Origin of the sequence: Adonisia turfae CCMR0081 (assembly GCF_011009555.1) — a bacterium.
GTDB lineage: Bacteria > Cyanobacteriota > Cyanobacteriia > Phormidesmidales > Phormidesmidaceae > Leptothoe > Leptothoe turfae.
The window spans coordinates 2,602,169-2,624,791 of sequence record NZ_QXHD01000004.1 but is presented as its reverse complement, the minus strand read 5'-3'; the positions used below and the strand labels follow the sequence as shown (position 1 = coordinate 2,624,791).

The following is a 22,623-nucleotide window of genomic DNA, read 5'->3' as shown; positions in this document are numbered from 1 at the left end:
ATCCCAGAGTTTTTTTTAAGTAGTCAAAAGAAACTAGTGCATAGTAGGCCATGATCACCGAGCAAGTTTTAACTTTTATGGCGTTGCTCTAGTGTTATGTAAATCTGAGAATTTAGGCTAAGTGGCGATGTCTAACCGCAGGTTTAAGGTCGATGCGCTTAATGTGCGAGTCTATCCAGATCCAGACTCGTTAGCTCAGGCGGCGGCACAGCAAGTTATTATCCAGCTACAGCAGACACTTCAGCATCAGCCACAGGCCACCATCGTGTTTGCTACCGGGCGATCGCAACTGGGTCTATTAGGGTACCTTCGCCGTGATACCACTGTAGATTGGTCACGGGTGATCGGCTTTCACCTGGATGAGTTTTTAGGTCTGAGTCGCGAGCATCCGGCTAGCTTTGGCGCTTACTTGCACCATCACATTGTCCGATGGTTACCGTTTCAAGTATTTAATTATCTCAATGGTGATGCATTAGAGCCGATTGAAGAGTGCGATCGCTACACCCAGTTGCTCACCCAAAAACCAATTGATATCTGTTTACTGGGTATTGGCGATAACGGCCACCTAGCCTTTAATGATCCAGCCGTAGCAGATTTCCATGATTCTCGATGGGTAAAACTTGTACGCTTGGACAATATCAACCGCCAACAACAATTGACCTCTGGATATTTCCCACAGCTTTCAGCTGTTCCTGCCTATGCGATTACCCTCAGCCTGAGTGCCATCCGCAGTGCTCGATATAATCTCTGCTGTGTCTTTGGAGATTATAAAGCTGATGTTCTTAAAACGGTACTAACAGTCTCTCCATCTGAAGCTTGTCCTGCTTCTATTCTAAGACTTGATGGCAAAGGAAAAAACACTCTCTTTATAGATGAACCAGCCTGCCGACTCTTCTCAAATATGACATAAAGGTACAAGAGTCAACAGAGGCGAAATAAACGCCTACCATGCTAACGCTTGTACCCCATATCGCTCTCACAATTCCTACAGATTTGCCGGTAGCGCAACGCCTGTCACTGTTTCTTTTGTTAGATTTCCTGTATCAGAAATTTATGAATCAGCACTCAACACTGAGAACTGATCGTCCTCATTAGGCAGGGCACCACAAACTATTATTCTGTAACCCAACGGTCCAAATAGGTTCTTGTGAGATTTTTGTATTAGCTGGGTTAGCACGACTGAGCCAGACAACAGGCTCATCTAAATCCAATACTGTCTCACCTTCATCGGTGGTGATAGTCACTAGCTGTTGGTGAATGGTCATACCGTGGATAGGTAACCAACCAGACTGACCTTGCAAAAGCAAATCACGACTGTGATCGCGACGAATGAATAATCGTCGTAATACCCGCCAATCTTGCCACAGCCGTTTAGCACTATCACTGTTGAGATAGTAATCAGGCAGCACTTCTAGGGGCATGTAATCGTGTGTAGGGGATTGCCCAACCATGGCAAACTGCTGCCCCCAACTTACTCCAAAGATTATATTTAAAGCGTTATATATTAACTGAATCAGTCGTTCCCATAGCTTTGGCTGACGATGGGGTTGGGATGACCAAACCCCATCGCAGGGAATGGGGTTGTTAATTAAAAACATCGGATTGAACCATTTTTTAACGGGGTACAACTTGGAACTCCTATGGCCTATTGACCTTGACATAGTTCAGCATTCTGCCAAAGGATCTATGGACAGGAAAAAAATACAGAAATACATAGCTAATTCCGTATTTCTACGGATTCCAATGGTCAGACATCCATGGGCGGTACCTACCTTAACTCCTATTCTTTGTTTAATTAAAGTTCTCTCATAAATCCTTGAAACCTTTATTTCTAAGGGTGTCTGTCTTTCATAGACGATCTTTATGTGCCCCTTATGCCCTGAATGTTGTCATGTCATGGCAGCCTCGTAGGTCACAATTTTACAACCGAACGTCCAACTTAATTGGCGATGCGATTCCTGACTACGTTGAGAGTAAGGCTGTATTTGATAGCCCAGTTGAAACTGCATGCTGAAACCTGGCTACATCATCCTGGGTCCCAATACTGAGTGCCGCTGCGCCAAAAGCTCAGGATCAAGGATGCTGAACGGCACTCAAAATAAGCGTATGTTATTTGATATTGAGATGTAGCATAGCTTGAAAAATACAAAAGGTTTGATGTGGTCTATCTGATGAATTGAGAGATTGTTGTGTGGTTTACCTAAAAATAGGGTCAGCCACAATATGAGGCCGAAGATCGTTCTCACATTGTGGCTGATTTCTCGACCTTATGGCCTCAACTTTATGACTTCAGTCTTGTGGCCAGGAAAAGAACAGCTATTTTGTTGTTTTGGGTATGAGACTGTAAAAGTTTGCGTTTCGGAAGATTATTTCAGTGAGCACACCATAATCTGACACAAGACATTTATCAGAATCAATGTATAGTCTGCTTGATCTTAATCACTTCGCTTGAGTCTAAACTAAACCATCTAAGTCAACAGAATTTTCATAAAGACAGCTAGAGTGGCCATGCAATATAGAAGGCAAAGACCATTAAAAAGCCATAGCAAACTGATCATTGAAAAATGAAGCCATGGATTAGTGTTGATTTGAGATGCAAAATTCATAGATGAGTATCTTTGCCGTCACAGATAATCTTAGTGACATAAAAATCTTTGATCGCAAGACTCTTAAAAAATTCAGGTTTGTTTAAATTTGTTTAAAGTCCATCGATCAAGTACATGGCTTGATTGTTTGTAGGCTAGGTTTAGCAAACAATTTCTGACCTTTTGCGATCGCAAGCCCCGCCCGCACCAGCATTAAAGCATCCCATTCTCCTTCCCGTAATAGACATAGCCTCAGGCGACCCTCGACAGTCACCGTGCCCGAGACAACTGGCACAAAACGAATATAGTCGCTAACGTTGCTGCATGGGGTTCCCTGGGTGAATGGGTAATCGGGATTATCCGCTACTTTAGTAGCCTTTCCATCTTCCGCCGTCACTAACATTGAACAGGTGTCACGACAATCGTGGGGAGAAGCACTATTCACATTTTTACAGATTTACTGTTAACTAGATTACTTTTTAAGTTGAATGTTGTTATGCCCTGACAATGGGATTAACTGCCAAGATTAGACGAAAACCCATCCCTATTTATGTTGACTCAGTAAGCAGGGTAACAACGTCCATGGCCACGACCGTTTAGAGGTTTCTGGTTAAGCTTGAAAGGTTACTAGCGGCGGACGACAGACATCATTAGCTCAATTTCATCCCAATACTAGTCTGAAGATGTGCCTATATTTATCAAATAATGAGAGAGCAAAGGCTCCATGAAATTAGCGGAATTAAGTCAGCAGCAAAAACAGTTATTGCAGCAGTATAAAGAACGAGGCGGAGTCATCGATTTGGTAGCGATGGAGTTGGAGGAGCAACCCTACGATGATTATGATACTCATTGGCAAGCCGCAATATTAGCCTTAGACGCAATAGCGCAAGATATTGATGAGGACTTTCAAACTATTCTCGAAAGCCCTGAAAATCAGCATCACAATCGAGATGATTTTTTTCAGTTGACATATGATGTCAGCAAATTTGTTGGGAATATCATCAGCTTGGAGCAATTCCTAGGTTCGTCCTTTAACGTGTCGTCTCGGAAACTGTTAGTCAGGGGTCAAAGCAAGCGCCACGTCAATGACTTATTTTGGGTTGGCGACGCGGAAATTCCAGAGAATATCGTTGGAGAGTGCGGTTTTTATGAACCTGACAGTTTTGGGCTTGCTGATGCGTTTCTGTCTCCTCCATACGGTATTACTGGATCGTCCTTAGAACTCAACACGCTATTTTTAGAGATCGCAGAACACTTCTTTGCATCATTCACTGATGCAGGGCAGATCTATAGCTGGAGCGACGATTGTTCCAATTACTTTGACGCAGGAAAAGAATGGTGGGGTACGTTGTTTTGCACTTACTTTTGCCGACCAGACTCAACGCTTGTAGTAGTAATGGCATCGACTACTGATTAGTGTGATCAAGTCGTCTGATAGGTTAATAGTAACTGTGGGATTGCTTATGGGGCAAAATTTTCAGCAAAACTCTAATCACTATTTTAGCTGTGTCAAACCAAATTGTTGTCCAGTGACGACACCATTATTAAATTTTCCTGATAGTAGCGGAACCTCTTACCTGTTCAATTCATCTGATAGCTCGAAGCTATTTTCCATCAGTATCTCCTGGAGCTATCTATTCGACGAAGTATTTATTATAAGTATCTTCCCTCAATACTCTTTTTATATAGTTTTTTCGTAATAAGGAGCATCCCCATACATCACCCATGCCAGGCATGATATAGCTTATTTTTAGGTGTGAAAATTTCATTGCACACTGAACCAATACAGGTTAAATGGTGTCCCCCCGCCCTTAAGTTATTTTTATTTAAAAAAATGAAGGACTTTATGAAGTCTACAAAACTAAAATCTTTTGTATGGTTACTGACTGTTGGAATGCTGGCTGTAACCACACTAACGACAACTGTGCATGAAACTGCATATGCAAAACTCCATGTTGACAATCCGTTTGTTGGGGCAACTGCCTACCTGAACCTGGACTATGGGGAAAACGTGAAAAAACAGGCCACCCAAACCGCTGGCAGATTAGGCGAAAAAATGGCCCAGGTCGCTACCTACCCGACCGCAGTCTGGATGGATCGCATTGGCGCAATTACAGGAACAGCGGCCGATGGCAGCAAAATTGCCATGAGCTTACGTGAGCATTTGGATACCGCGCTAGCGCAAAAGCTCCCCGGTAAACCGATCACCTTTTTGATGGTGGTCTACAATCTACCGAACCGGGATTGTCATGCGTTGGCTTCAAATGGCGAAATTCCCCATGGCGGTATTGAGCGCTATAAAACTGACTACATCGATCCGATCGCAGAGATTGTTAGCGATCCGAAATATGCCCATATCCGGATTGTCGCCACGATCGAACCGGATTCATTGCCTAACCTTGTCACCAACCTTTCAACGCCTGCCTGTGCAAAGGCAAAATCGAGTGGCGAATATGTCGAAGGTGTGAAATATGCTTTAAATAAGCTGTATCCAATCCCTAACGTCTATACCTATGTTGATCTTGGTCATTCTGGTTGGTTAGGCTGGGATAGTGCGTTTGGTCCGACGGTGACGTTGATCGCTGATACGATTAAGGGCACACAAGCTGGCGTAAACGCAGTGGATGGTTTTATTTCAAATACCTCCGGCAGCACCCCGATAATTGAGCCGTTTATTAAAGAATATACTGGTGGCCAGCCGAGCCGCTCCTCTGATTTCTATGACTGGAACCCCTATATTGACGAAATCAGCTATATGGGCGCGATGTACGATGCTTTTGTGGCTGAAGGTCTACCGACGACGATTGGTATGTTAGTGGATACCAGCCGTAACGGATGGGGCGGCCCAAATCGTCCGACTGTTGCCAGCACCGCTACAGATGTGAATACCTTTGTAGATGAGTCTCGCATTGATAGACGACCTCATCGCGGTGGCTGGTGTAACCAGATCGGCATGGGTATCGGTGAACGCCCGGTCGTAGAACCTTATGAACATTTTGATGCCTTTGTATGGGTGAAACCTCCGGGAGAATCTGATGGTGTTAGCGAAGCTGGCATTATTGATCCCAATGATCCGGCCAAAGGATTTGATGGGATGTGCGATCCGAACGCGACCAATAGAGACAAATCACAATACTCGACTAATGCCATGGCTGGAGCCCCCCATGCGGGATGGTGGTTCGCGGAACAGTTTGAAATGTTGGTCGAAAATGCTTATCCCCCACTCCCATGACTTCCAATAGTAGACTCAGGACAAACTTAGACAAATATTGCAATTGAGGGGATAGGCAAAACATGGTGTAAAGATCACCATCAGAAAATTGTCCTAACATTCTCTTCGATTGCTATATCGTTAGTCTGGTCATGAAACACCTTCAAGACATCCAAATCGTTTCAAGACTAGCAGTGTTTCAACCGTAATCACACCGCTCCAATCCTGATGCGCCTGTTGCCATGCATCAGGGAACATATCTCCCCAAGACCAGGTGGGTGACCAAGCACCCTCTTCACTTTGAGTAGAAATCTCGTAGGCTAAATTTGCCGTTACGGCTTCTTCCATTCCAGCCATAAAAGGAGAATCAGGCGCATCTATCACTTGCAATGGCCGTAGACAATAGCCTTCCCAAGCCGCTGAATTCTTTTCAATGGTCCCATCAATCTGCTGGGCCACAGCTTGACGAATCTGTTCCCGGAATTCATCGGGTAGTGTTTTTGTCTTCATCAAACGTAGACAACACAACAGGTCATGCATGCCCATCTGCTCTGTATTTGATAATGCACCCATGACCCGCTCCGACACCTGAGAGATAATAGTCTCTGGGACAAGATGTTGATAGTCATACAGATATCCCAGTATCTCAGCGGTCGGGTTAAGAGAGAATAACTCCGATGTTTCTTCATCGTCTGACTGTTCCCACCAAGGAGCATGGGGACTCTGCTGAGCGGATTTAGGGATAATCGGCCAGTGCCATTCTTTTTGGTCTAAGGTCTTTAGCAGATAGGCGATCGCAACTGAGACGACCTCATGATCTGAGGTACCGTTAATTGAGCGAAATACTTGAAAGGCAATGGATGTGCAAAGTGCCGAGCTATCATTTGTGCGCAAGTCAGGTTCTAGTCCATGACCAAAACCGCCATCTGGATTCTGGAATTCCTTCAGTGCAGCAACTACTGAGTCTGCTGATGCTCCGTTAAAGGCATGGTGGAATCTGGCAATTTCTAATGGCCGTCCTTTTTGTTCAATAAACTGTTGTGAGGCCTCTAAGGCTGTCCTGGTCAGAATTGGTTGGATCATTAGTCAGCCCTCTTAGTGAATAGTTTATTTGTACTATTCTAGAAGCTTTCAGTAATATTGGTTAAAAGATCGTATCAGTCGTCGCAGATATCGGGGGATAGATTCAGGCGGAAGCGATCGCAAAAATAGGCATTAGGGTTTAATGCAGGGCCATCGGTTAGGCTCTCGGGTAATGGCTGAATAACACCTGTGTTTTCTAAACTTGTGTTAGATAGATAAATGACAGAAAAGGAGATAAGCGTGACGCTTATCTCCCGGTGAGTGAGTAGACTTTTGGTTGGAAATTTTTAATGGAACGATGGGCTATGGCGAATCAGATCCATAAACTCCTGACGTGTGCGAGCATCATCCGCAAACACCCCTTGCATCGAACTGGTGACGGTCCAGGAACCTGGCTTTTGCACACCGCGCATCACCATACACATGTGAGACGCCTCGACAACAACTGCCACACCCTGGGGTTGTAAAAGCCCCTGGAGAGCATTGGCAATTTGCTGGGTCAGCCGTTCTTGCACCTGCAACCGTCGTGCATACATTTCACAAATGCGGGCAATTTTCGATAGGCCAATTACCTTGCCATTGGGAATATAGGCAACATGGGCACGGCCTAAGATCGGTAAGATATGGTGCTCACAAGAACTGAACAGATCAATATCGCGTATCAGTACCATTTCATTGGTGTCTTCATGGAAAACGGCTCCATTGAGCAGTTCATCCAGGGACTGATGATAACCCGAGGTTAAAAATTTGAGGGCTTTGACCACACGTTTTGGTGTGTCTCGCAATCCTTCACGGTCGGGGTCTTCTCCTAAGCCTAGAAGCAATGTTCTTACGGCTTGTCGCATGTCTTCGTCTGAAACAGGAGCTTTAGCTTCGGTGTTGATTAACTGGCTACGAATATCGTCGGGTGAAATGGATAAGGTCATAAATAACGAGTGGGTGAATTGTTGGATGGATTTATCAAAATGTCGAGCGATCGCGAACCGATCAGCCCCCTTCAGAAAACGACTGAAAGACTGGATGTAGCAATTGCCGAATAGGCAACTACACGTCAGGTTAGCGGTGTACTACCCTGACAAATGATGTATCAGGCGAGGCAAGCCGTCAGCTGCTGCTGGATATCATCACCATTGAGATGCCGCCCGATAAAAACAAGCTGGTTTCGAGGTGGGGTGGACCATTCTTCACCGTCAATAGAGAAGCGAGGACCACTTAGCTGAAAAATATTGCGCAGGTCACTTTCCTCAAACCAGAGAATTCCTTTTGCCCGAAAAACATTCTTTGAAAGTTTGTTTTGCAAAAAGTGTTCAAATTTTTTGACATGGAAGGGCCGATCGCTCTCAAACGCGATGGACACAAATCCATCATTCTCAAGATGGGCAGAGTGGTGATGATGGTGTTCATGATGTTCATGCCCATGGTGATGGTGCTCGTGCCCGTGATGCTCGTGCCCGTGCCCATGGTGCCCGTGCCCGTGCCCGTGATGGTGCTCATGGGCCGTCTGCTCAATTTCTTCCTGCACCAGCGCAGCATAAGCTTCGGGGTTGTTATACCCTACATCTAAAACTAGCTGTAGCGGCACTTGGCCCTGCTGACTGTGCAAAATCCTTGCCCCCGCTTTAACGCTACTAAGGTACTCTTCTAACGTCTTTACCTGGTCCGATGAAGCCAGGTCAACTTTATTAATAATTGTAACATCAGCGTAGGTGATTTGTTTCAAGGCGGCTTCACTCTCAAAATGATCGGGCGTGAAGGTTTCGGCATCTACCATGGCGATGATGGAATCCAAACGGGTGAGGTCGCGTAGTTCAGTACCCAGAAATGTAAGAATAATAGGCAGCGGATCAGCCACACCTGTGGTCTCAATCACCATATAGTCAACACGGTCATCCCGCTCCATGACTCGATAGACAGCGTCTACCAGGTCATCGTTAATGGTGCAACAAATGCAGCCATTGCTAAGTTCAACCATATCTTCATCCATTGTCACTAACAGCTGACTATCGATGTTGATATCGCCAAATTCATTAACGAGGACGGCAACTTTTAAGTCTTTATTATTGCTTAGAATATGGTTCAAAAGCGTTGTTTTACCACTGCCAAGAAATCCGGTAATGATGGTGACGGGCATTCCTCTTTTAGTGGTTAAAGGGGCTGTGGAGACTGTCATGGAATAAACTCCGGAAGCAACAAGATGGATTCCCTAACTCCTTTGGAGTTAGCCAACGATATCTCTGGGCTAATTATGTTTACAAGGCCAACTTGCGGGTGTTGGGTGCGAGCATCGCCAACAGAAAAATAGCGAGTTGAACGGTGACAATACTGGGACCCGAGGGTAAGTCGAAAAAGGCAGAAACCATCATACCAATAGCGGCCCCTAAAGCACCTAAGCCTGCTGAGGTCAGGATGTACTGAACAAAGTTGCGGCTAAGGAGACGGGCCGCACAAGCGGGTATCACGACAAATGCACTAATCAACAAAACACCGATGGCCTTAATGGAAATACCCACCACCAGAGATAACAACACAATGAACGCTGTACGTTGGGCAGACACAGATACGCCCCGAGCAATGGCCATGGATTCATGGAGTGTTAGGAGAATTTGCGATCGCAACGTTAGCCCCATAAATATGACACATACCACCAACAGCACGCCGCTAAAGATTAAGTCAGTGGTTTGCATTGCCAGGATATCACCAAACAACAGGTGGGTGATACCGCCTTTGTAGTCCTCACGAAAACTCAGCAAGATAATGCCAATGGCCAAGGATGATGAGTAAACAATATTTAGCAGCGCATCGGTCCAGAGACGCGTGCGTTCCAGGAAATAGGTCACACCCAACGCAAAAAGAACAGCAAAGGGTAACAACACCCAACCAGGATCCAGACCCAGCAAAAACCCAATGCTAATACCCAACAGGGCTGAGTGCCCCAGGGTATCACTAAAAAAAGAAAGCTGTCGGAGAACGGTAAAGCTACCCATTAAGCCGCCCATAAAACCAGTGAGAACACTGCCCATCAGTGCCCGTTGCATAAAGGGCAGTTGAAACAGTTCTATCACACGGGTAAATTCAGCCTGGATCGACATGGCAGAAAAACTAGCAAGATTAACAAGAATGGTGATAGCGAACAAACTCAGAGCCATAGGCCAGGGAGAGATTCTCTGGGGTAAGAGAATGATCGGGTTTTCCCTGGCAGAGCAGGGTGCGATTTAGACAGAGGACGCGATCGCAACTGCGACGTACCATATCGAGATCATGGGAGATCTGCAAAATGGCCCAGCCCTGGTCTTGTTTAAGCTGGTGCAGCAACCGATAAAATTCCGATTCGTTACGCACATCTAAACCAGCGGGAGCCTCATCGAGAATCAGCAGACGGCGGGGACGCACTAAACAGTAGGCCAGCAGTACCCGCTTTAGCTCTCCCCCCGACAACGCACTCACAAGCTTGTAACGCAAATGCCAGGCGTCCACCTGGGTCAATGCCTGCTGCACTGCATGACGGCGCGCCCGTCCACCAGCCCAAGGCAGCTGTAAGCCCAGACGATCCCAGCCGAGACCGATCAGTTCTTTGACTGTAATGGGAATGCGGCGATCAAACAGAAAGTTTTGAGGCAGATAGGCAACCTGTTGTCTCACCTCAGCTGGCAATTTGCCTTTAGGAGAGAGCGGCTGCCCCAGGACAAACACCTCTCCAGACCGACGTGGCAAGATTCCCAGTATGGCCTGAATTAGGGTGCTCTTTCCGGCTCCGTTGGGACCCACAATTGCGGTATCCATGCCAGCTGGCACTGTAAACGATACATTCTGAACCGCTGCATAGGTCTCTCGGTAAACCGTCAACTCGTTGACGACTAAGACTGGATCGCTCAACTGTTCTCTCCTGGCCCCATAAAATCATTCTCCATACTAAAGCCACCAACCGATTGCGGCTACCGGTTGAGGCGTCCAGAAAGGATACCAGGATTGTGTGGATGCCCCAAAGCTATCTGCCAGATTCTCAGCATTCTGACGCATGATTGTCAGATAGTAGTCTGGCTGTATCGCCTCGGTCGGACCTACTTCCAGAGGGTCAAACTCACTTACACCAATGGAGAGATCCTGTGCGATCGCCTTAAAGGAAGATTCTCCAGCCTGGGGCTCGGTCATAATGGTTTTTAACCCTTCCGCCTGCACTGTATCCACAACACGCTTGACATCGTCTGGAGATGGATTTTCTTCGGGAAGACCTACCAGAACTTCAGCTTCCAGTCCATAGCTGCTAGCAAAGTAAGCGGCGAAATCATGAAATACCACAAATGTTTGTCCAGCAAAGGGGGACAACATTTCCGTAATGTCAGCATCCAATGCCTGCAGCTCAGTAATAAATGCCGCCGCGTTAGCCGTGTATTCAGCCTCCCCTTCTGGATCGGCGGCAATCAAACCATCGCGAATATTTTCGACCTGTTCAATGGCTCGCTTGGGATCCAGCCAGACGTGGGGGTCAAATTCACCGTGGGCGTGAGCATGGCCATGGTCGTCATGGCTCGCTTCGGCATGATCATCATGGGCCTTCTCTTCACCGTGATCGTGGTCGTCGTGCCCTTCTTCACCATGGTCATGATCATCATGGGCCTTTTCCTCACCATGATCGTGATCGTCGTGGCCTTCATGGCCATGGTCGTCATGGCCTTCTTCGCTACTAGCAAACGCAGCAATCTCTTCGCTAGAGTCGATGGTGACCAGATCGGAATTTTCCGCATTCTCGATCATGTCATCTAAAAAGAACTCCATTTCCAAACCGTTTTTCACCAACACGTCCGCACTGGCAACCGCCTGAATATCACTGGGTTTGGCCTGAAAATCATGGGGACCCACATTGGTGGGTAGCAACTGTACCACCTCGGCGCGATCGCCCGCTACCGCTTTAGTGAATTGGGTTATGGGCAAAAATGTTGTAACCACCTGCAATGAATCTTCGGGTGCCGCTGCCGAAGAGTCTGCTTCGCTGGTAGAGTCCGTAGGAGCAGTCGTGCAGCCACCTAGGGTAACGATTGCCCCCAGCGCCATAATCGATAACTGTTGTACCTGCCGTTGAAAACTCAGTCTAGACATTACTATTCTCTCTTCAAAAACAACATTAATTCTTTAAGCTTTATCTTGCTATGGACGTAAAGCTAGGGCAGCATCTTTGGCGAAATAGGTCAAAATCAAGTCGGCTCCCGCCCGTTTCATACTGGTTAAGGTTTCTAGCATGACAGCTTTTTCATCAATCCAGCCTTGCTGCGCCGCCGCTTTGACCATGGCGTATTCACCACTGACGTTGTAGGCAGCAATGGGTAAATTTGTGTTTTGTTTAATGCGGCAAATCACATCCAAATAGGCCAGAGCCGGTTTCACCATGACGATGTCCGCCCCTTCCTTAATATCAAGCTCTACCTCTTTCAGAGCTTCCCGCGCATTGGCGGCATCCATCTGATAGGTCTTTTTGTCGCCAAACTTAGGGGTAGAATCCAGGGCATCGCGAAATGGACCGTAATAGGCCGATGCATATTTAGCGGAATAGGCAAGAATGCCAACATTAATCCAACCGGCAGCATCCAGTGCCTGACGAATTTCGCGCACACGACCGTCCATCATGTCGGATGGGGCCACAAAATCAGCCCCCGCCTCAGCCTGTACCAGGGCCTGTTTGACGAGAACTGCCACGGTTTCATCGTTAAGAATTTGACCATTTTGCACAATGCCGTCATGGCCCTCGCTACTGTAGGGGTCAAGGGCTACATCGGTAATCACCAGCAGCTCCGGCAGCGCTTGCTTAAGGGCACGTACGGCGCGAGGGATCAAACCATCCGGGTTATAGCTTTCGGTACCCGCGTTATCTTTTTGATGATGGGGAATGAGCGGGAACAGGGCAATGGCTCCAATGCCTAACCCCCAAACAGTTTTTGCTTCCTCTAGCAATAGATCTAGGGAGTAGCGAAAACAGTTGGGCATCGACGGTACCGCCTCCTGCTGCCCCTCACCTTCCATGACAAACAGAGGATAAATTAGATCAGCGGCGGTTAGCACCGTTTCTCGTACCATACGGCGCAGCGCTCCGGTACGACGCAGACGCCGGGGACGATGCACTTGGCCAGTACTGCCACTATTATTATCAGCGGGTGCAGCTTCCTCTATCGCTTTAACAGCATCTGTGGCGGTGGGGAGGGGCGCTGACGTGGGTGACATAGATGTGGATGACATAAGATGGAAACCCGTTATGATAATGATTATCATTCCTAGGTATATTACATCAGTTTTTCGAAATTGACGCGATCATAATCCTTAAAAATTCCATGACTCAGGTTCACTGTACTCGGGCTCAAACAGCGGTACTCCAGTTAATGCGGCAACAGTCTGAACCGATCTCGGCTCAGGCGCTATATACGCTGATCAAGCAACATCAGCGGATTGGTTTGGCAACGGTATATCGAGCCCTTGATGCGCTAAAGCGCATGGGCAGGGTGCAGCATCGGGTAACGCTGACAGGGGAAACACTCTACAACGCGGTGGAGCAGGATCATCACTACATGACCTGTTTGCACTGTGGACAGTCGTTTCCTCTGAATACGTGCCCTTTGAAGGGTCTGGAGTTTTCTCTTCAGCATTCCAGCTCATTCACAATCTACTATCACACCCTGGAATTCTTTGGCCTTTGTGAGCCCTGTGCGGTGCAAGGTGGGTGAGGTTTTGGATTTAGCGAGCTAGAAAAAGGGGATAAGCATCACAATCATGTTAATAGTCTAAGATAGGTGCACACCCTAAAGGCTCTAAGTGGAAAGCCGATAAGAACGGTAGACTTGAGAGTCTTTGTCTTGAATTTGGACAGCATTTGGTGATGCAGTATGACCCAAGCAATTGATTTAATATCCTCGCCGCCATCACCATTGTCATTGCAAGATTTTCTTGTGTTGGATAGCAGTGATGATCGTCTATATGAATTAATTGAGGGTGAGCCGATGCCGATGAGCGATCCCACTGCTAATCATGAGGATGTGGCGGATAATCTTTGTGATTTGCTTAGGCTGCATTGTTTAGAGAAAAATTTGCCCCTCATACCTAAGCGTTCCAAGTTAATCTCTATTGGTTCTCGGAATGGACGAGACACTGCCAGACGTGGTGATATTGTTGTTTTTGCCAAGGCTGAATGGGAACGGATGAAGGGGCTGTCCAGCTCAGCGATGGCTTATATTGCTCCACCATTAGTGATTGAGGTGGTGTCAACAAACTGGCGAGATGACTATTTGACTAAGCTGGCTGAGTATGAATCTATTGGTGTTGAGGAGTATTGGATCGTTGACTATGCCGCGTTAGGGGGGATGCGGTATATCGGTCATCCGAAGCAATCTACAGTGTCTGTTTACACGATGGACCCTGAGACAGGTGAATTTGGTATGCCACAACAGTTTCGCGGGGATAACAAAATTAGGTCTACTGTTGTCCCTGAACTTGTAGTAACGGCCAAGGCTTTATGGAAAGAAGATTAGAGAATATTGATAACTATTGCATTCATCTGCGCGGCAGAGGCAAAAAAGATCATCGCCGTCGGGGATGCAACGCGTCAGGTGCAATATGTGGTAAAAACACAGAACTAAACCGACACTTATGAAGTATAGCAGACTGACTAAAAGCAAGCACTAATCACATAACAATAGAAACCTAAAGATTTATCGTGGCTATACCGAATAATTCAACGATAGAAACGCAAGACTGAAAAGCGGAGCAGCCAAAAGCTTAGAAACGCAGTTGAGATGTAGATCTAGGTGCAGGAACTGTGCGGCTAACGGTGAACGGTCAGGGGTGTGAGAGATTTGTTTAAAGCTCAACCCGTGAGCGTGAGTCGAGCGTCCCTCTCCACAGGGTAGTTAGAAAGCAGACCCCTACATAATTACGAACCTATTGTACCATTTTACTTGCTGGCGACACCGATTATTTGCGTCCGTTTCTTAGGATTACGGCTCCCACAGTTCCACAACAGGCTTTTCGCAAGATACCACATCGATCACTTCATCTCCCGTCCAAACTCGATAATGCTTTGCAGAACCGATAATGTCTTTGTACCAACCATGATTAGCATTGACGTAGTCTAAATACTTGGATCGGGAAAGAGCCTGAATCACTCCTGTATCATCACGCTCTTCGTAGTCGTCCCAGGAGGTATAGGATTCATCAACAACTTGCCATGCTATTGACTGCGGAAATCTCACCAACATCATCCTGCTCTCATCTTTGACTTCTACCGGGCGACTACCTTGGAGAAGCTTCTGCACTGTCGGATTGGGATCGGTTTGTTCATCATCAGGTTCGCCAACGAACATCTCTGTGAGAATCAGACGAAGGTCATCCTGGTAAACCACGGCGTGGAGTTGCCACATTTCTGCTTCGTCTAGAACTGTAAGCATATGCAAAGGATAGCTAACGTTTCTGTTGAGCGGTTGTCAGTATTTGACAACGCAGTAATCTTTCAATAATCCGCTCCAACAGGCTTGTTAGGTGCAGTCTGGAACGGCTATTTTTCTAGTCTCGTTTGTAGAACGAGTCACCGCGTTGAAAATACCTCACAGCAATAGGGATATCAATGGCCGCACTCACCATAGTGAGTACACACACATACATGATAAACCAGTACAAACCTCTATCCAACATTTGTGTCGTGAGTAGATGAAATAAGTAAGGGAGTATTAGCAGCCAATGCGCATGCCCGATGGGACCGATGAGTTTTGAGAACGGTCGGCGACGATGAACTTGACTCCCAATAATAAAGGACAACACCCGACCGAGCAGAATCACCAGTCCAGGTGTTTCGCGAATGAAATACAAGCCGCCGAGAACTTGTGGCAATGGATAGAGGATTGCCCATATTCGGATTGTCCAAGGCAACGTGCCCATCGCTTTCCAAAACTGAATGAGATCTTTCAACAGATTCATAAGCTAATGAGAAAAATTTGATGACTTTTTACTGGGTATTCGAATATGACAGGATTAAAGCCTTGATTAGCAGGCTTTTGAACTCCTAGAAACGCAGATCAAGATCAAAGGATTGCTAGCTCGCAGCATTAGACTGGTTTAAGCGGCGAGATGTTCATCACCGCTTAAACCAGGTGGTCGAGTAGTTAGAGAGCATTTGGTGCTAACTTTGTTTGACGGACAACTAATTTGACGATGCTATCCATAGCACAGCAATCGACACTCTTTGAAGGTGATGGGATATAGCATCGAACAGGTTGTTGTCGGAAATCAGCCTGTAACTATAAGCTTGGTTGAGAACTGCTCACCATATCCTGGACCATCAACCATGTCCCTATGACCTTTTGCCAAAGGACTTGATAATTACCGGTATCCGTTACGACACTGTTATCAATTTCGAGAGAATATGCTCCAAATTCCAACGCATAATCTCCAAAGTCATGGAAAGATTCTGTCGATAGAGTCAACTTTTTCAGACCATCCTCAAACATCCTGTTGAATGTCTTACCGATCGCAGCCTGTCCAGTTAACTTAGGAACATTCGAAAAGACCAACACGGCGTCCGATGCATACATCGCCTTTAATACTGAGATATCTTGCCGAGCAAACGCTTCCATCATTTCAGCATTGCGCTGCTCGATAACGGTTTTAACGCAACCACTCATCATGCCACCCTTTCCTTGCTATTGACGTGCTCCCAAAGATCAGAAGCAATTTCTGCCACTTTGCCGCGAACGGTATCTACGGCGAATTGAGGTGCCGTCTCTGGTCCACCAGAATTGAAAGGTGGAGCTGGACGGTACTCGAACAGTAACTGAATGACATGGGCAGCAGGCTCGCCAACGACATTGGCAATCACTGAAATAGCGAAATCGATTCCCGCTGTAATGCCGCCTCCAGTAATCCGGTTACCGGAGATGCATACCCGTTCATCCACTCGTGTGACGTTAGGGTAGCTGTCAAGCAGCTCTGCATAGGTCCAATGGGTTACTGCTCGGTGTCCATCAAGGAGCCCAGCTTCTGCCAAGATTAACCCTCCGGTACAGACAGAGGTGACATATTCTGCCTGTTCTCCTACTTCCCGAAGGAAATCGATTACCGCTTGGTCTTTCAACTGAGGCAATACATTACCACCACCGGCAACAACCAGAACATCTATTTTGGGACAATCCTCAAACCCATAGTGAGGGGTCAAGAGTGCACCGGCATCCGACATCACGGGTTCGGATGTCTTGGAAAACGTAAACGTCTCAAACTCATCAACCATTGCGAAAAACTGCAAGGGTCCATAAGCATCCATCATCGTCACGTGCGGGAAGATATAAATCCCGACCTTCTTTTTCTCAACCATAATCTTTTGCTCCAATGTTTTTGCTAAGAGCTAATATATACGGTATCGTACATAATTAAATCGAGGTTGTCAAAATTTTGTACGATACAGAATAAAATCATGAAAAAGTCACCCGGTCGACCCAGAAAATTTAACGAGGAGGAGGTGCTACAGCGTGCCGCCAAAGTGTTTCTGAATGAAGGATTTGAGGCGTCAAGCTATGAATCGATCTCAGAAGCTATGGGACTGTCAAAGCCGAGTCTGTACAATGCGTTCGGAGATAAACAAGCCTTGTTCACTCGCGTTGTTGCGGAGTATTCCCTTCAGGCTCATGAGTACATCGTCAAGGAATTTTCAGGTGCGGGAACCCTTCAAGCAGCCTGTCAGAAAATGTTGCTTGCCGCGGCTAAGTTTTATTCAACTCCAGACGGTCCGTCTGTAGGTTGCCTTCTTGTTGGCACTGCCCTACCTGCAAGTTCTCAATATGATGAGATTCGCGATACGTTGAGAGATTTCACCAAACGCATGGAGACATCCATAGAAAAAATCATTAACGCAGAATATAGCAAAGATGCAGCAGCTCTCGATCAACACCCCAAGAATATCGCCAGGCACATTAGCAGTTTGTTGTTCGCCTTGGCTGTCCGTGCAAGAATGGGGCTATCACGGAAAAAATTAAACCAAATAGCACTTGAGCTTGCAGAATTTATCTAGTGAAATGAGCATTTTCAGGTCAGAAGTATCCTCTCAGTGCCTTGAGAACAGATTGATATAGCCGATGTGGCGGATAATCTTTGTGATCTCCTCAGACTGCATTGCTTAGAAAAAACTTACCCTTTGCACCTAAGCTATCCAACAACTATTAGGAGAAAATGCCGCCGCTTCAAACTGAGATGACTCGTTAAAGATTGTGTTGTCGAGGTCTGATGCTCTTAAGGGCCATGGCTGTGATGCTGCCATAAAGCACGCCACCCACTGCGCCAAGACAGAGTCCCCTAATAACTAAGACCATTGAAGCCCAAGAAATATCCAAAAACGATCCTGCGATAGACCAGACACCATAAAAGGCAATTGCTCCACCTAGAGTGTAACCAATTACCCCCATAGTCCACCACAGCCGCCAGTTCGGGGTATGCTGACGTAAAACTAAAACTTGAGCAATCCCAACGGATATACCTACAGAAATTCCATGGCCGATAAGCAAGATCCCCCACATCAGTGAAGATGGCATTGAATCTACAGAGGAGGGAAAAAACTTCAATGCAATAAAGAGAATTCCCTGACCAGTCATAGCCTGCAAGAGATTACTAAAGGCTGCAAGGGCCGAGCCGACATAGGTCCCTAAACCTGTGGCGACTATCCAGTGCCAGATTTTTAACTGGGGTAAACGCTGCCTAAGGACAGATGCTTGTATCCCCCCTAAAAATAACCCCAATCCCCATCCAGCTGCGGACAGTCCGTTTCCTGTGGGGCCTAATAGCTTTATTGTAAAGATTGACAGCAACGACAGCACAAACCCTAGAACATTGCTCAGAATCCAACGTCTTAGATAGGTCATTTGCATCGTTTTAGCCTCTAACTGTCTGTCGTTGCTCTTATTGACGAGCGATTGGACACGACGACAACAGCAGTTGAGAAATTTGCTTAACTGCTGTTGTCGGCCTACTTGCTAGAGATCCAGACCGCAGTTACCTATTTCCTGATGTACCCAAATAATTTGGATTAGCTAGGGCAGCTCTCCTGTCAGAATCCTCCTGCGAGAGGCGATTGTGACCAAAAAGGTGAAGATTAGCTAAGGCGATGCGATCGCACTGTCTGAGGAGGGTGCGATCGCTCGGTCCAAAAGTTATGTAGCTTACTGGCAACTACACATGTCTTATACCAGTAACCAACCCAACGACTCTTTAATCGTCAGCTGTAACTCACTAGCAAACGATGGTACAGCAACAATCTCATCAGAGACATGCTCTATGCTCTACTTGGAGGCGGGCCATGCCCACCCTTCGGAATATCCGTATCCAACGTTTGGAATTACGATGAAAAAGAGCTTCCAACAAAATCGTGCCAAACAACAATGCGATAATTTGATTAATAGTCCCCACCGTAACCCCTATTTATGCCATTGAGGACAACCCAGTAGGCTGGGTTCTAGGGCGGCCTCCCGGCCCTAGCCATGGAAACCCCAGTTTGCCTAACTAGGATAGCTGTATTACTTCCGGGAAGGGGAACTCGGAGGGACCCCAAGCAACCGATTTTGGTTCCCTCCGATCATATCTCGATTCAGTATGAATGAAGTTATAAGTCTTACAGATTTTCTCTGGTAAACACGAAAGACCCTGCCTCCTGGGAGGGGAGAAATCGACACATTCACATTATTAAATTCCTGCTCCTAACCAAGGATAAGAAGTAAGAAACCCCACCCATTGCCAAAGCACTCAATTCTTGATCGCTGTGATAAATTGAGAATGATAATCATTCCAATTTTGACTTTCCATGGTCAGTCAAGTCTCCCGTCCACAGTCCGCAACCAGCCCCGGTGATGTAGAGCAGCTAGCGCGGCTGCGCCACACCTGTGCCCATGTATTAGCCATGGCGGTGCAAACCCTGTTTCCAGAGACAAAAGTCACCATTGGCCCCTGCACAGATACGGGGTTTTACTACGACTTTGACCGGGCTGACCCATTTACGCCTGAGGATTTAAAGCAGATCACAAAAAAAATGCGGCGCATCATTGGGCAAAATCTACCGATCATTCGTGAAACGGTAGAACGGGATGACATCCGCACTGAGATTGAGCAACTAAACGAACCCTATAAGCTAGAGATTCTGGATGGCATTCCCGCCGATGAACCGATCACCCGATACTACATCGGTTGTCCTGACCCGCTGCCAGCCAATGCAGAACCGTCCTTGTTCGATTCACCATCGACGAAAACCTCTGATGCTAATACTGCGACTTGTTGGTGGGATTTGTGCGCAGGCCCTCACCTGAGCCGCACTGGCGAACTACACCCTAAAGCCTTTGCCCTAGAAAGTGTAGCCGGAGCCTACTGGCGGGGCGACGAAACTCAACCGCAGCTCCAACGCATTTACGGCACCGCCTGGGAAACGCCAGAACAATTAAAGGCCTACCTGACGCAGAAAGAGGAAGCCAAACGCCGCGACCATCGCAAACTGGGACAGACATTAAATCTGTTTAGTATTCAAGAGGCGGCTGGGGGCGGACTGGTATTTTGGCATCCCAAAGGAGCCCGCATGCGCCTGTTGATCGAAGACTACTGGCGTCAGGCTCACCTGCAGGGGGGATATGAATTGCTCTATACCCCCCACATTGCCAATCGCGACCTCTGGCAAACCTCCGGGCACCTGGACTTTTACCAGGAGAATATGTTTGAGCAGATGGCTGTAGAAGCGCAACAGTATCAGCTCAAACCCATGAACTGTCCCTTCCATGTGCTCACCTATCAGCATCAGCTCCATTCTTACCGGGAGTTGCCGATTCGCTGGGCCGAACTGGGTACGGTATACCGCTATGAGCGCTCTGGGGTGCTCCATGGTCTGATGCGCGTTCGCGGCTTTACTCAGGATGATGCGCACATTTTTTGTTTGCCAGAGCAGGTAACAGAGGAGATTTTAGGGGTGCTAAACCTAACAGAACAAATTCTGTCGGACTTTGGCTTTACCGACTATGAGGTGAATCTCTCCACCCGTCCGGCCAAGTCTGTGGGCAGCGACGACATTTGGGAACTGGCCACTTCAGCATTGAAAAAAGCACTGGATATCAAAGAGTGGGCCTACGTGATTGATGAGGGGGGGGGTGCCTTCTACGGTCCCAAAATCGATATTAAGATCAAGGATGCTATTGGTCGGCTATGGCAGTGCTCCACAATCCAAGTAGACTTTAACCTGCCGGAGCGATTTGACTTACAGTACGTCGCGGCGGATGGCTCTCGACAGCGTCCGATTATGATTCACCGGGCCATTTTTGGCTCCCTGGAACGATTCTTCGGCATTTTGGTGGAGAACTATGCGGGGATGTTTCCCCTGTGGCTGGCTCCGGTGCAAGTACGACTGTTGCCTGTCAGCGATGCTCAGCGAGACTACGCCAATCAGGTGGCCCAGACATTGCAACAACAAGGTTTCCGAGTGGAGGTAGATAGCAGCGGCGAGCGTCTGGGTAAACAAATTCGCACCGCAGAATTAGAGAAGATTCCGGTTATTTCTGTGATCGGTCAGCGAGAAGTGGATTCTCAGACATTGGGTGTTCGCACCCGTCAGAGTGGTGATTTGGGAGCCCTGACAGTGCCAGACGTGATCGAGAAATTACAAGATGCGATCGCACAAAAGTCTGTCTGCTAGTTGTCATCCTCGGTTTCAACCGGTTTAAAGTGAACTTGTTGGATTTCACAACGTTGTCCAAGCAATCAGGTAAATGTCTATGACTGCCGTCCAACACTATGCCACTAATTATCTTGAGAACGTCAAGGTAATGCTCATTGCTCCGAGCCAAACGCTAGAGTCATCTGCGGTGGAATATTGCATCGCCAGTGGATATGTCAAAGTCATGCCCACTGATGGCCGCACCTTGATTACCCACATCAGCAACGTTGTTATTGAGGTGGAATCATGAACCTGTTTTCTCAGTCTCGCCCAAAACCTAATCTAGCCGCTTTGCAACAGATCAAGACCTGGGTTTACGACCTTCTGAAGCTCGACCCGGATATTGGCATCTCGGTGAGTCAACTTCAGTGCAAAGAACCCTGCTGCCCGCCAATTGAAACTGTCATTGCTATTTTGAGCCAGCCTGCCCAGCAGTACAAGATCCACAAAGCGTTAGATGATATTGAGCTGGATGATTTAATTCGTCTATTTCAAACTGAGTAGCCCGTCCGTAGTTTCTGACCGTAGCTACGGTCAGTGTGCAACGGGAGCACTCATCTACTTCTCTGAGCGCCCCGTGGACTCACGGTCACGCTCGTATTGTCTGGTGAACGAAAAAGGGGGTAACCAAGATTCGCGTCGGATTGTCCAAAGTTCGTAAGTGGGCCTAAGTTGATCAGGTGCGTCCAGGGAGCCTAAGTTCACTTCGACTTCGTCTGCGGTGCGTGAGTAAACAGACGATCCGCAGCGGGGGCAGAAGAACCGCCCGACGTAGTCGCAGGTTTCGCCCGTGATCGTCACCGCATTCTGCGGGAACACCGCAGAAGCGTGAAAAAGGGCACCATGATGCTTGCGGCAGTCGAGGCAGTGACAAAGGCCAACCCGGTATGGGAGTCCCGTCGCCACAATTCGGACATTGCCGCACAAGCAACCGCCGGTGAATCGATCCATGCTGCATCTCCTCTAAAATCAAGCAGTCGGAATGGTTACAACGAGTAGCACTAATACGTTGCTCTTGGAAATTCCATGCTGAACAGATTCACCCA

24 protein-coding genes are annotated in these 22,623 nt (G+C 47.3%); 9 read left to right on the top strand and 15 right to left on the bottom strand.

Annotation, left to right across the window (positions count from 1 at the left end):
* Nucleotides 1-127 precede the first annotated feature (127 nt).
* On the top strand, nucleotides 128-910 hold the full coding sequence (locus tag DXZ20_RS15615) for a 6-phosphogluconolactonase (protein ID WP_163659507.1): 783 nt from the start codon (nucleotides 128-130) through the stop codon (nucleotides 908-910).
* Nucleotides 911-1,091: 181 nt separating this feature from the next.
* On the opposite strand, the gene DXZ20_RS15610 is transcribed toward DXZ20_RS15615, so the two are convergent.
* Nucleotides 1,092-1,598 (bottom strand): hypothetical protein, encoded by a 507-nt coding sequence (locus DXZ20_RS15610; protein WP_163659509.1) that lies wholly within the window; start codon nucleotides 1,596-1,598, stop codon nucleotides 1,092-1,094.
* A 1,114-nt stretch (nucleotides 1,599-2,712) separates the two neighbouring features.
* Nucleotides 2,713-3,030: a hypothetical protein gene (locus tag DXZ20_RS15605; RefSeq protein ID WP_348918668.1), complete on the bottom strand. Its 318-nt coding sequence runs from the start codon at nucleotides 3,028-3,030 to the stop codon at nucleotides 2,713-2,715.
* Between the two features lie 279 nt (nucleotides 3,031-3,309).
* Here DXZ20_RS15605 and DXZ20_RS15600 point away from each other — a divergent pair, with 279 nt between their 5' ends.
* Nucleotides 3,310-4,002 carry a hypothetical protein gene (locus tag DXZ20_RS15600; protein ID WP_163699133.1) on the top strand — a complete coding sequence of 231 codons (693 nt, stop codon included), beginning with the start codon at nucleotides 3,310-3,312 and terminating at the stop codon, nucleotides 4,000-4,002.
* A gap of 429 nt (nucleotides 4,003-4,431) precedes the next feature.
* On the top strand, nucleotides 4,432-5,817 hold the full coding sequence (locus tag DXZ20_RS15595; protein ID WP_163699131.1) for a glycoside hydrolase family 6 protein: 1,386 nt from the start codon (nucleotides 4,432-4,434) through the stop codon (nucleotides 5,815-5,817).
* A 129-nt stretch (nucleotides 5,818-5,946) separates the two neighbouring features.
* Here DXZ20_RS15595 and DXZ20_RS15590 read toward each other — a convergent pair whose 3' ends face one another.
* The 7 genes from DXZ20_RS15590 to hemB form a co-directional block, all read right to left on the bottom strand.
* Complete coding sequence (locus DXZ20_RS15590) at nucleotides 5,947-6,879, bottom strand: hypothetical protein (protein WP_163699129.1); 933 nt, start codon at nucleotides 6,877-6,879, stop codon at nucleotides 5,947-5,949.
* 287 nt (nucleotides 6,880-7,166) lie between these two features.
* Nucleotides 7,167-7,805: a GTP cyclohydrolase I FolE gene (gene folE / locus DXZ20_RS15585; RefSeq protein ID WP_163699126.1), complete on the bottom strand. Its 639-nt coding sequence runs from the start codon at nucleotides 7,803-7,805 to the stop codon at nucleotides 7,167-7,169.
* A 161-nt stretch (nucleotides 7,806-7,966) separates the two neighbouring features.
* The gene (locus DXZ20_RS15580; protein WP_163699124.1) at nucleotides 7,967-9,049 is read right to left on the bottom strand and encodes a CobW family GTP-binding protein; all 1,083 of its coding nucleotides are present in this window, start codon (nucleotides 9,047-9,049) and stop codon (nucleotides 7,967-7,969) included.
* A gap of 79 nt (nucleotides 9,050-9,128) precedes the next feature.
* A complete protein-coding gene (locus tag DXZ20_RS15575; protein ID WP_163661633.1) occupies nucleotides 9,129-9,968 on the bottom strand; it encodes a metal ABC transporter permease in 840 nt (279 codons plus the stop codon).
* A 19-nt stretch (nucleotides 9,969-9,987) separates the two neighbouring features.
* Nucleotides 9,988-10,752, bottom strand: coding sequence for a metal ABC transporter ATP-binding protein (locus DXZ20_RS15570; protein WP_163659521.1), 765 nt, complete (start codon nucleotides 10,750-10,752; stop codon nucleotides 9,988-9,990).
* Nucleotides 10,753-10,788: 36 nt separating this feature from the next.
* Nucleotides 10,789-11,973 carry a metal ABC transporter solute-binding protein, Zn/Mn family gene (locus DXZ20_RS15565; RefSeq protein ID WP_163699122.1) on the bottom strand — a complete coding sequence of 395 codons (1,185 nt, stop codon included), beginning with the start codon at nucleotides 11,971-11,973 and terminating at the stop codon, nucleotides 10,789-10,791.
* Nucleotides 11,974-12,021: 48 nt separating this feature from the next.
* The gene (gene hemB / locus DXZ20_RS15560; RefSeq protein WP_250565776.1) at nucleotides 12,022-13,089 is read right to left on the bottom strand and encodes a porphobilinogen synthase; all 1,068 of its coding nucleotides are present in this window, start codon (nucleotides 13,087-13,089) and stop codon (nucleotides 12,022-12,024) included.
* Between the two features lie 107 nt (nucleotides 13,090-13,196).
* On the opposite strand from hemB, the gene DXZ20_RS15555 reads away from it, so the two are divergent.
* Nucleotides 13,197-13,586: a Fur family transcriptional regulator gene (locus DXZ20_RS15555; RefSeq protein WP_163699120.1), complete on the top strand. Its 390-nt coding sequence runs from the start codon at nucleotides 13,197-13,199 to the stop codon at nucleotides 13,584-13,586.
* Nucleotides 13,587-13,745: 159 nt separating this feature from the next.
* Entirely contained in the window at nucleotides 13,746-14,387 is a 642-nt protein-coding gene (locus DXZ20_RS15550; RefSeq protein WP_163699118.1) for a Uma2 family endonuclease, read from the top strand.
* A 465-nt stretch (nucleotides 14,388-14,852) separates the two neighbouring features.
* On the opposite strand, the gene DXZ20_RS15545 is transcribed toward DXZ20_RS15550, so the two are convergent.
* From DXZ20_RS15545 to DXZ20_RS15530, 4 genes are all read right to left on the bottom strand, one after another.
* Nucleotides 14,853-15,308: a hypothetical protein gene (locus tag DXZ20_RS15545; protein ID WP_163699116.1), complete on the bottom strand. Its 456-nt coding sequence runs from the start codon at nucleotides 15,306-15,308 to the stop codon at nucleotides 14,853-14,855.
* A gap of 109 nt (nucleotides 15,309-15,417) precedes the next feature.
* On the bottom strand, nucleotides 15,418-15,828 hold the full coding sequence (locus DXZ20_RS15540; protein WP_163699114.1) for a hypothetical protein: 411 nt from the start codon (nucleotides 15,826-15,828) through the stop codon (nucleotides 15,418-15,420).
* 320 nt (nucleotides 15,829-16,148) lie between these two features.
* A complete protein-coding gene (locus tag DXZ20_RS15535) occupies nucleotides 16,149-16,535 on the bottom strand; it encodes a YybH family protein (RefSeq protein ID WP_163699112.1) in 387 nt (128 codons plus the stop codon).
* Nucleotides 16,532-17,218, bottom strand: a complete 687-nt coding sequence (locus DXZ20_RS15530) for a DJ-1/PfpI family protein (protein ID WP_163659531.1) — start codon at nucleotides 17,216-17,218, stop codon at nucleotides 16,532-16,534. Before DXZ20_RS15530 ends, DXZ20_RS15535 begins: the two co-directional genes overlap by 4 nt.
* Before the next feature lie 99 nt (nucleotides 17,219-17,317).
* Here DXZ20_RS15530 and DXZ20_RS15525 point away from each other — a divergent pair, with 99 nt between their 5' ends.
* Nucleotides 17,318-17,911, top strand: coding sequence for a TetR/AcrR family transcriptional regulator (locus DXZ20_RS15525; protein ID WP_163699109.1), 594 nt, complete (start codon nucleotides 17,318-17,320; stop codon nucleotides 17,909-17,911).
* A gap of 187 nt (nucleotides 17,912-18,098) precedes the next feature.
* Here the strand turns inward: DXZ20_RS15525 and DXZ20_RS15520 are convergent, their stop codons facing one another.
* The gene (locus tag DXZ20_RS15520; protein ID WP_163699107.1) at nucleotides 18,099-18,761 is read right to left on the bottom strand and encodes a hypothetical protein; all 663 of its coding nucleotides are present in this window, start codon (nucleotides 18,759-18,761) and stop codon (nucleotides 18,099-18,101) included.
* A gap of 929 nt (nucleotides 18,762-19,690) precedes the next feature.
* On the opposite strand from DXZ20_RS15520, the gene thrS reads away from it, so the two are divergent.
* The 3 genes from thrS (at nucleotide 19,691) to DXZ20_RS15505 (ending at nucleotide 22,081) form a co-directional block, all read left to right on the top strand.
* Nucleotides 19,691-21,556: a threonine--tRNA ligase gene (gene thrS / locus DXZ20_RS15515; RefSeq protein WP_163699106.1), complete on the top strand. Its 1,866-nt coding sequence runs from the start codon at nucleotides 19,691-19,693 to the stop codon at nucleotides 21,554-21,556.
* A 79-nt stretch (nucleotides 21,557-21,635) separates the two neighbouring features.
* Nucleotides 21,636-21,827 (top strand): hypothetical protein, encoded by a 192-nt coding sequence (locus DXZ20_RS15510; RefSeq protein WP_163699103.1) that lies wholly within the window; start codon nucleotides 21,636-21,638, stop codon nucleotides 21,825-21,827.
* Nucleotides 21,824-22,081, top strand: coding sequence for a hypothetical protein (locus DXZ20_RS15505; RefSeq protein WP_163699101.1), 258 nt, complete (start codon nucleotides 21,824-21,826; stop codon nucleotides 22,079-22,081). The genes DXZ20_RS15510 and DXZ20_RS15505 overlap by 4 nt, the downstream gene beginning before the upstream one ends.
* A 54-nt stretch (nucleotides 22,082-22,135) precedes the next feature.
* Here DXZ20_RS15505 and DXZ20_RS15500 read toward each other — a convergent pair whose 3' ends face one another.
* Nucleotides 22,136-22,528 (bottom strand): GFA family protein, encoded by a 393-nt coding sequence (locus tag DXZ20_RS15500; protein ID WP_163699099.1) that lies wholly within the window; start codon nucleotides 22,526-22,528, stop codon nucleotides 22,136-22,138.
* Nucleotides 22,529-22,623: the final 95 nt, after the last annotated feature.

Excerpts from the sequence above, each read along its gene's own strand:
- DXZ20_RS15550 (WP_163699118.1), top strand. The coding sequence starts at position 13,746 with ATGACCCAAGCAATTGATTTAATATCCTCGCCGCCATCACCATTGTCA.
- DXZ20_RS15505 (WP_163699101.1), top strand. The coding sequence starts at position 21,824 with ATGAACCTGTTTTCTCAGTCTCGCCCAAAACCTAATCTAGCCGCTTTG.
- DXZ20_RS15595 (WP_163699131.1), top strand. The coding sequence starts at position 4,432 with ATGAAGTCTACAAAACTAAAATCTTTTGTATGGTTACTGACTGTTGGA.
- DXZ20_RS15610 (WP_163659509.1), bottom strand. The coding sequence starts at position 1,598 with ATGTTTTTAATTAACAACCCCATTCCCTGCGATGGGGTTTGGTCATCC.
- DXZ20_RS15525 (WP_163699109.1), top strand. The coding sequence starts at position 17,318 with ATGAAAAAGTCACCCGGTCGACCCAGAAAATTTAACGAGGAGGAGGTG.
- DXZ20_RS15555 (WP_163699120.1), top strand. The coding sequence starts at position 13,197 with ATGACTCAGGTTCACTGTACTCGGGCTCAAACAGCGGTACTCCAGTTA.
- DXZ20_RS15575 (WP_163661633.1), bottom strand. The coding sequence starts at position 9,968 with ATGTCGATCCAGGCTGAATTTACCCGTGTGATAGAACTGTTTCAACTG.
- DXZ20_RS15535 (WP_163699112.1), bottom strand. The coding sequence starts at position 16,535 with ATGATGAGTGGTTGCGTTAAAACCGTTATCGAGCAGCGCAATGCTGAA.
- DXZ20_RS15565 (WP_163699122.1), bottom strand. The coding sequence starts at position 11,973 with ATGTCTAGACTGAGTTTTCAACGGCAGGTACAACAGTTATCGATTATG.
- DXZ20_RS15510 (WP_163699103.1), top strand. The coding sequence starts at position 21,636 with ATGACTGCCGTCCAACACTATGCCACTAATTATCTTGAGAACGTCAAG.
- hemB (WP_250565776.1), bottom strand. The coding sequence starts at position 13,089 with ATGTCACCCACGTCAGCGCCCCTCCCCACCGCCACAGATGCTGTTAAA.
- DXZ20_RS15530 (WP_163659531.1), bottom strand. The coding sequence starts at position 17,218 with ATGGTTGAGAAAAAGAAGGTCGGGATTTATATCTTCCCGCACGTGACG.
- DXZ20_RS15590 (WP_163699129.1), bottom strand. The coding sequence starts at position 6,879 with ATGATCCAACCAATTCTGACCAGGACAGCCTTAGAGGCCTCACAACAG.
- DXZ20_RS15540 (WP_163699114.1), bottom strand. The coding sequence starts at position 15,828 with ATGAATCTGTTGAAAGATCTCATTCAGTTTTGGAAAGCGATGGGCACG.
- DXZ20_RS15615 (WP_163659507.1), top strand. The coding sequence starts at position 128 with ATGTCTAACCGCAGGTTTAAGGTCGATGCGCTTAATGTGCGAGTCTAT.
- DXZ20_RS15500 (WP_163699099.1), bottom strand. The coding sequence starts at position 22,528 with ATGGATCGATTCACCGGCGGTTGCTTGTGCGGCAATGTCCGAATTGTG.
- DXZ20_RS15600 (WP_163699133.1), top strand. The coding sequence starts at position 3,310 with ATGAAATTAGCGGAATTAAGTCAGCAGCAAAAACAGTTATTGCAGCAG.
- folE (WP_163699126.1), bottom strand. The coding sequence starts at position 7,805 with ATGACCTTATCCATTTCACCCGACGATATTCGTAGCCAGTTAATCAAC.
- thrS (WP_163699106.1), top strand. The coding sequence starts at position 19,691 with ATGGTCAGTCAAGTCTCCCGTCCACAGTCCGCAACCAGCCCCGGTGAT.
- DXZ20_RS15580 (WP_163699124.1), bottom strand. The coding sequence starts at position 9,049 with ATGACAGTCTCCACAGCCCCTTTAACCACTAAAAGAGGAATGCCCGTC.
- DXZ20_RS15520 (WP_163699107.1), bottom strand. The coding sequence starts at position 18,761 with ATGCAAATGACCTATCTAAGACGTTGGATTCTGAGCAATGTTCTAGGG.